Origin of the sequence: Mycobacterium sp. GA-1285 (assembly GCF_001499905.1) — a bacterium.
Lineage (GTDB): Bacteria > Actinomycetota > Actinomycetes > Mycobacteriales > Mycobacteriaceae > Mycobacterium.
Genome location: NZ_LQIS01000033.1, coordinates 1 through 6,712, shown reverse-complemented (window position 1 = coordinate 6,712; position 6,712 = coordinate 1). Strand labels below are relative to the sequence as shown.

The following is a 6,712-nucleotide window of genomic DNA, read 5'->3' as shown; positions in this document are numbered from 1 at the left end:
GGGGGATACCGGGCCCGTCGGCGTTCTCGTCGTTGTGGGGTGGGTCGTACCGTGCGGCCGGTGCGCGCCTGGGCGTCGCCTGGGCGGCGCCATGGCGCTCCCGATGCGCCGGCCGCACGGCTGCTTGGTGGCCGGCCTTGGGCCTCGCAGGCGGCGCGCTGGCGGGGTTCCGGGAAAGCCCCCGCTCGCGCCGGCCTGCAAGGTGTCTCTGTGCGGATCGTTGGTCTACCTCCCGATCGCGGTTCTGCGTGCTTCGGCTTGAACGGCTTCGGCTTGTTCCTGGGCGGCCTGGCGTTGCCGCTCATAGTTGGCGACGCGCTCGGCGAACCCGGTGATCGTGGCGAGTTCGAGCGGGATGCCGTGCTGCGCCAGTAGCCACGGCGTCACTTCGGTTCGCTCGCGGACGGCCTCGTCGCGGATCGTCGCGAACTCGAGAATCCCGATGTCGGGCGTGATGCTCAACGGCCGAGTGTGATCGTTGAACGGCGGCCCTGCTGTCTTCACCAGAACACCGAACCCTTGAATGGCGGCAGCCCACAGTTTCACGGCGATCTGGGCGTTGCTCAGGTGCTTCATGCCCTCGACGGTGAGCGTCGTGACCTGTTCGGTGTTGGCCAGGTCGTGGCTGGGTAGGGCTTCGGCGGCGTCGGCTAGGGCCTGGGCGTGTGGCTTCAGAAACTCTGCCCACGAGGCGAGGATGTCGTCGGCGTAGTCCAGGAGCGCGGCGTGGCTGATTTCTTTTCTGCGCTGGTCGGCGTCTATTTCGATGCCGCCGGCAACGAGGTTCCGGGCGAACATCATCCGCTGCACGATCGTGTCGGTGTGGACGTCGCGGCCGGCTTCGATCGCGTCGAGGACGGCGGAGTTGAGTTGGCTCGCGGAGGTTTCGCGGAATCGTTCGGCGCCGGCGACGATGGCGCGGGCTCTGTCGAGTTCGGCGATGTAACCGGCGGGTAGTGAAATCCCAAGTGTATCAGCGGTTTTGGTGACGACGATCAGGGTCGAGCGGAGGGTGATGTCCATGTGGGCTGTGCCTTTCAGGTGGGTTGGTTGGTGCTCGGGGGTTCGGGTGGCCCGCCGTGGGCGTGGCTTAGTAGTTGACGGAGGAAGGCACGGTCGTCCTCGACGCCGTCGCTGGCTGGGCTGGCGGCGGAAAGCCGGTCGAGGGTTTCGGCGAGCCAGTTATTGGGTTTGGCCGAGAGGCGGCGGAGGAATTGCCGTTCCGCGTCCCCGTCGGCACCGGCGTCACCGTCGTCGTCGGGCGGTGCAGCATCGCCGGCGCGGGCGCGCAGGGCGCTTAGTTCGTCGTCGGTCAGGCTGGCCAACAGCCGGTCTCGTTCCTGTTTGTTCATTGCCTTCCTTCGATGTGTTGACGTAACGCGATTTCGTCGACGAACCAGCGGCCGGCGATCTTTTTGCCGCCGAGTTGGGGGGCGCGCCGGCGGGCTTGCCGCAGCGAAATGCCTTGGCGGGCGGCCGCTTCGGCGAGTGGCACGGTTGGTTGAGTCATAGGCACATCGTGACTGATGGCGGGCGAACGAACGTCCGAGTGACCGGCTGCGGCCATGGCAGCATTAAGTTCGCAGGCCAGCGCCTCGTAGGTCTGGAACGGAACGCCGGACATCTTGCGGTGTTTGACCGCGATCAGGGCGCAGTCGCGGGCCGCTTTGAGCGCCGGCCCGCTGAGGACGACCACCCCGCCGGCCCGTAGCAGACCAGACTCGCTCATGTGCCTGCTCTGTCGGCGCCGGTGGTGCTCGTCGTCCTGGTCCTCAACGACGGCCGGCGTCTGCGGTCCAGACCTACGAGGCGCGCCACGCTGTGCACGCCGATACACAGCGTGCCGCACGGCGTGAGTTCGGCTTCGGCTTCGCGTGCTTGCGCGATGGAGTCCCAGTAGGTCCATTCGGCTTGGTAGCCCGCGCTCGGGCCGCGGTGGCAGACCAATACGCCGGCGACAGGCGGGGAATCGGAGGCGCTCATCGAAGGTCACGTTTCAAAGCGGCGTACCAGGGGCAGATGTCGTCGTGCTCGACGACGCCGCGGAAGTATCCGGGTACGACCTCGGCGACGGCCGCGACGCTGTTGCAGTCCGGGCAGGCGACAGCAGCCGCCATGTCCTGGCCTTGTCTCGCCGGGAGGGTTCTGACGCGGGCACGCCGGCGCTGGGCGCGGTTCACCGGGCGCCGCCCGGACGGGTCGGTGCGCCGTGCGTTCCCGTTCCGCGGGTGTCCCTTATGGGACACACCCGCGGGGAAACGTTGGAACGCGCTACGGAGCGCACGTTTCCCGACGTTTCCCCGGCGGATCGGGGAAACGTTTGACCTGCGCTTTTGCAAACCGACAACAACGACGTTTCCCCGGTCATTGTCGCAACGGTTGTACCGACGTTTCCCCGGCGCATCGGGGAAACGTTGACCTGGCGCTTTACGTTCACCGGAAGCATGGTCAGAACATCCCTTCTGACGTTTCCCCGGCAGTTCGGGGAAACGTTGAACTGGCCTTCCGCTGACGCACTGCGTCGGCGATCGTGGTGTTCCGGAAGGTGTGTCCGGCCAGCCGCAGCGCTTCGCGCGCTCTGCGGTTCCCTGTCTCGACGGGCAGGCGAAGTTGGATCATGGCGTCGATGCACGCACCGATCTGGCGCCGCTCGGCGTCGGGCATCGTCTTGGGCCGGATGATGTGCCGCAGGTGCGGGTCGTACTGGCGCAGCAGCAGAATCCGGTCAGGGTGCGCGTTGCCGCGCTGCCGTTCGAGTCCGAGGTTCACGAACACTTCGTCGTCTTCGCCTCCGGGCGCCGTGTCGAGCATCCACACGGCGTCCACGTCGTCGGCCTTGGCGCTCGACCCGCGCGCGGTCGTCTTCACACCGTGCCCGCGGTGGTCGAGTCGCACGACGGCGCGGCCGGCGCCCTTGAGCGGCGCCAGGGTGTGCCGGTACAGCGCCCGGTAGGTGTCGGCGCTGTTTTCCTCGCCGGCGACCACGCGGGCCACGGTGTCGATGACGACCAGGGCGGCGTCGTGGTGTGCGGCGACGGCTACCAGGTCGATGCCGCCGGCGGCGCCGTCGAGCGGTGGCATGGACGGGAACGACAGGAATCGCAGGTTGGCGAGTTCGTCGGGTGTGTAGCCCATGTCGCGTAGCCGTTCGATGATGTCGAAGTTGCTGTTTTCGTGGTCGACGTAGAGCACCCGGACGGGTGGCTGCGGCTTCTGGCCGAGCACTGGCCGGCCGGCCGCGATCGCGGCGGCGACGTCGAGCATGAGCAGCGACTTGCCGGCCTTCGCCGTCGATACCAGCGCGTAGGACTGGCCGCGCGCGATGAAGTCAGGGACCAGCCAGTCCACGTCGTCGGCTGCTCCGTCGAACGCTCGTTGCCAGTCGACGGCCGGATACCGCTTGTGCGCCGGCGCCGGCCGGCGAGAGGCGGCGTCGTCGGGTGGCGGTTCGGGTGGGTCGAGGTCGTCGGACCGTTGGAAGTTGGCGACCGCGGCCATCCGACGCGCCGAGACAAGGCCGGGATCGACGCGGGCGGTCACGCGATGGCTCCGTCTGTCAGGGTGTACAGCAGTTCGGCGAGTTCACGATCCTCGCCGCCGCGTCGCCAAAGCGCTTGGAGCACTTCGACTTCGAGCAACGGCACTTGGCCGAGCGCGAGGACGTGGAGCGCGGCGTCGCGGCCGGCGTCGATCATCTTGTCGGATAACGGCGGTAATGAGCATCGGCACGGCCACGGATCGGGGCACCCGCAGTCCAGCGGCGAGAAACGCCGCGCGGCGTGCTGTCGCCGCTTCCACGCGGTCAAGCCTCTATGCTGGTCGGAGTCCATCACCAGGGACTTTGAAGCCGCCGAATCCTGCCCAGGTCGGCGGCTTCTTCGTTCGTAGATCCTCATGCGCCGCCGCCGAAGGGCTGCATCGCATCGTCGACTTCATTCAGGTCGACGCGGATCAGGCGGGGACCATTGCGATAGCCGGTCAGCCGGCCGTCGGCGATCATCTGGCGAATCGTTCTCGGCGTTACGCCGATGTACTCGGCTGCGTCCGCGATTGATCCGTATCGGCGCCGATTCGGAGTGTTCTGCACAGGGGTTCCCTTCTGAAACAGGAACAGCCGAGCGACAGATAGGCCATTTGGGCCTTCTCTGTGCTCGGCTGCCGGTTCAGTGAGTCCCAGTTTGGGACTCAGCGGGTGGACCCCGGTTCGGGGCGTGCGCCGTTCGTCTCAGCTTCTACGATCTCGCCGGTCCGGAGTTCCCGGTGGGTGGTGCGCCGGTCGAATCCCGCCTGTGTAGCGGGCGTGTCGCCTGTAAGCCTTGATTAGCGTCGGTGTTCGATTGTGGTTTCGGAGGTTAACAGATTGCCGCGACACGTCGCGAAAGGCAACGTCTCCGCGTGTCTCTTCATCCGTTCGCTGCCAGCTTCGACAACAGTGCGGCGATTTCGCGGTCGCGCCCCTGGGCGGCGTGCTGGTAGCGCATCGCGGCCTGCGGTGTGGAGTGCCCGAGGCGGGCCATGAGTTCGGCGAGGCTGGCGCCGGTCGCCGCGGCCAGGACCGCGCCGGAATGCCGTAGGTCGTGCCAACGTAGGTCGTCGCGGCCCGCCTCTGCGCGGGCTTTGTACCAGTGCCGGTAGAGCGTCGAGGGTTGCAGATGCTCGCCAGCTTCGTTCGGGAACACAAGCGAATCACGTTTACCATCAACGAATTTCGCCAGATGATCTTCGATTTGCGGGATGATATGCGGCGGGATCGCGACGTCGCGGATACTGGCGTCAGACTTCGGAGTCGTGACTGCGAACGTGCCGCCTTGCGTGCGAACCGCCGCGCGACGAATGCGAATCACTTCGTCGCCCAGGTCGACGTCCCCGCGGCGCAATTCGACAGTCTCGCCGAAGCGCATCGCGCACCACGACGCGAGAATGACCATCAGTCGCAGCCTCTCGGGCATCGCGGCCGTCACGGTCGCAAGTTCGTCGATGGACGCCGGCCGGATCTTGTGCACGCGCTTGGCGCGGCCCGCGCCGGAGATCCGGCAGGGGTTGGAGTCGAGCAATTCGTCGTTGACGGCGCTCGCCATGATCGTGCGGAGCAGGCTGTAGGCGTCGCTGCGCATGGTGGGCCGGTCGACGAGCGCGCCGGCGTGCCACTCGCGAACGTCCTTCGGCGTGATGGCGGCGATCTGGCGGGCGCCGAACTCCGGGACCAGATGGTCTTCGAGGATCGCGTAGTAGTGCTCGCGGGTGCGGTCCTTGATTGGACGTCCGGCGACCTGTCGGCCTTCCACCCATGCGGCGGCGTAGGCGCCGAACGTGATCGCGTCCCGCTTCCTCTCGGCCGTCGCGTCCCATACTCCCCGGTCGATTTCGCGGCGCTTCGCGACGACGAACGCCTCGGCGTCGATCCGGGCGCCGAACGTCGCCGGTGCGGTGTGGCGCGCCCCATCCGGGCCGGTGTAGCGGACCTGGAAGCGTCCCGATGGCAGCTTGCGGATGGTGGCGAAGGACCGCTTCTCGCGGGTGCGTGGCATGGCTCTCCGTGTTGGTCAGTATCGCGGCGGCGTGCCCAATACGTGCCCAATGAACCTACATCAGGTTCCATATGGCTCCACTTGGCTCACGCGATACTGTCCGTCGTGTCGCCTGCTCAGGCGCCCTTTTTGCAGGTTACGGCACCGATCCGAAAATTGCGTTTGGCCTACTTCAATCCCAGTATCGCGCACCAGAGTTGTTGCAGTTCAGAGCAACTTTTGCCTTCTCCTAGTCACCGTCGTGGCCTTAGAATGGGCAAACGCCTGGCAGCCCCCTTCTCACCGGCGTATGCGCACCGATCGCGTTTCGGCTAATCCCCGCACCCGCGAGCCAACCTCCGATGATGAACTCGGAGCGCAGCCGACAGGTTCTTGATCCAATCCCGTGATCGACACCGGGCGCGTAAGGGAGAGCTCAGATGAAGAAGCAGCACGCTGAGAACCTGCGCGGCACTACGAATGGCCGCCCTCCTAGTGGTCCCAAGACGGCCATCGCGTCGGTGCCTAGGTCACCAGTGGTTTACCTTTCCTGGGTTCACGGGCCAATGCCCGGGCGGTCCGTCTAGCGGCCACCACCATTCTTTCTGCAAATGCCCGGGCGGTGGCAAGCACCCAGGGCCGGGTCCGGAAATCCACGGTGGACATCCATGGTGAGGGTCAGCACTGGCCTGACCCGCTCCTACAAAAGCGCCAGCACCCAACATGCCGGCCATCAGTGCACCGGCTGCGAGTCGCTTTGCTCTCATCATCGCGCACCCTCCTCACTCGATCTGTGCTGCTAACCCGTGGACAGAAGCAGCGTGTTGCTTCACAGGTCGATGGTTTGCGCGCTGTTGGGGCGCAACACCACCGCCGCGACCCCCGCTGGCAACCGGGTTACCCGCGTCCTAAGTCGGTTAAAACCACTGATCGGTGAACAAGGCACCGGACAGGACTGTGCCGAGGGCACCCTCACGCCAGAGTTCGCGTCAGCTCTCTACAAGAGCAGATTCGGCCCGCCACCACGAGAGCAAGTGACTGGCCGTCGCAGCGAGGTGCTCCTCAATCTAACGGCGGTCAACGCTCTTGGCGGCGGGTCACTGCCGAATCTGGTGGAGCGGTGCACCTGTCCTAGTGTCCTGAGTCATTAATTTGTGAGCAGTAGTTGCCGATGCTGGCTAGGATTTGGTCGGCGGTTTTGGTCC

The 6,712-nt window shown here is 66.1% G+C and carries 9 protein-coding genes; all 9 read right to left on the bottom strand.

The annotated features are described in order from the left end of the window. Positions 1 to 225 precede the first annotated feature (225 nt). Positions 226 to 1,023 carry a hypothetical protein gene (locus AU193_RS16050; protein ID WP_064423369.1) on the bottom strand — a complete coding sequence of 266 codons (798 nt, stop codon included), beginning with the start codon at positions 1,021 to 1,023 and terminating at the stop codon, positions 226 to 228. A 14-nt stretch (positions 1,024 to 1,037) separates the two neighbouring features. After that, a complete protein-coding gene (locus AU193_RS16045) occupies positions 1,038 to 1,352 on the bottom strand; it encodes a hypothetical protein (RefSeq protein ID WP_064423368.1) in 315 nt (104 codons plus the stop codon). Continuing rightward, entirely contained in the window at positions 1,349 to 1,696 is a 348-nt protein-coding gene (locus AU193_RS16040) for a hypothetical protein (protein WP_156425249.1), read from the bottom strand. The genes AU193_RS16045 and AU193_RS16040 overlap by 4 nt, the downstream gene beginning before the upstream one ends. Positions 1,697 to 1,725: 29 nt before the next feature. Then, complete coding sequence (locus tag AU193_RS23205; RefSeq protein WP_156425248.1) at positions 1,726 to 1,983, bottom strand: hypothetical protein; 258 nt, start codon at positions 1,981 to 1,983, stop codon at positions 1,726 to 1,728. Further along, positions 1,980 to 2,117, bottom strand: coding sequence for a hypothetical protein (locus AU193_RS16035; protein ID WP_156425247.1), 138 nt, complete (start codon positions 2,115 to 2,117; stop codon positions 1,980 to 1,982). Before AU193_RS16035 ends, AU193_RS23205 begins: the two co-directional genes overlap by 4 nt. Before the next feature lie 331 nt (positions 2,118 to 2,448). Further along, a complete protein-coding gene (locus AU193_RS16030) occupies positions 2,449 to 3,540 on the bottom strand; it encodes an AAA family ATPase (RefSeq protein WP_156425246.1) in 1,092 nt (363 codons plus the stop codon). Beyond that, positions 3,537 to 3,806, bottom strand: a complete 270-nt coding sequence (locus tag AU193_RS16025) for a hypothetical protein (RefSeq protein WP_253867873.1) — start codon at positions 3,804 to 3,806, stop codon at positions 3,537 to 3,539. Before AU193_RS16025 ends, AU193_RS16030 begins: the two co-directional genes overlap by 4 nt. Positions 3,807 to 3,892: 86 nt before the next feature. After that, positions 3,893 to 4,087 carry an excisionase family DNA-binding protein gene (locus tag AU193_RS16020; protein ID WP_064423363.1) on the bottom strand — a complete coding sequence of 65 codons (195 nt, stop codon included), beginning with the start codon at positions 4,085 to 4,087 and terminating at the stop codon, positions 3,893 to 3,895. 316 nt (positions 4,088 to 4,403) lie between these two features. Then, entirely contained in the window at positions 4,404 to 5,528 is a 1,125-nt protein-coding gene (locus tag AU193_RS16015; RefSeq protein WP_064423362.1) for a site-specific integrase, read from the bottom strand. Between the last annotated feature and the right edge of the window lie 1,184 nt (positions 5,529 to 6,712).

Coding starts and splice junctions, on each gene's coding strand:
- AU193_RS16015 (WP_064423362.1), bottom strand. CDS start 5,528: ATGCCACGCACCCGCGAGAAGCGGTCCTTCGCCACCATCCGCAAGCTG.
- AU193_RS16045 (WP_064423368.1), bottom strand. CDS start 1,352: ATGAACAAACAGGAACGAGACCGGCTGTTGGCCAGCCTGACCGACGAC.
- AU193_RS23205 (WP_156425248.1), bottom strand. CDS start 1,983: ATGAGCGCCTCCGATTCCCCGCCTGTCGCCGGCGTATTGGTCTGCCAC.
- AU193_RS16050 (WP_064423369.1), bottom strand. CDS start 1,023: ATGGACATCACCCTCCGCTCGACCCTGATCGTCGTCACCAAAACCGCT.
- AU193_RS16035 (WP_156425247.1), bottom strand. CDS start 2,117: ATGGCGGCTGCTGTCGCCTGCCCGGACTGCAACAGCGTCGCGGCCGTC.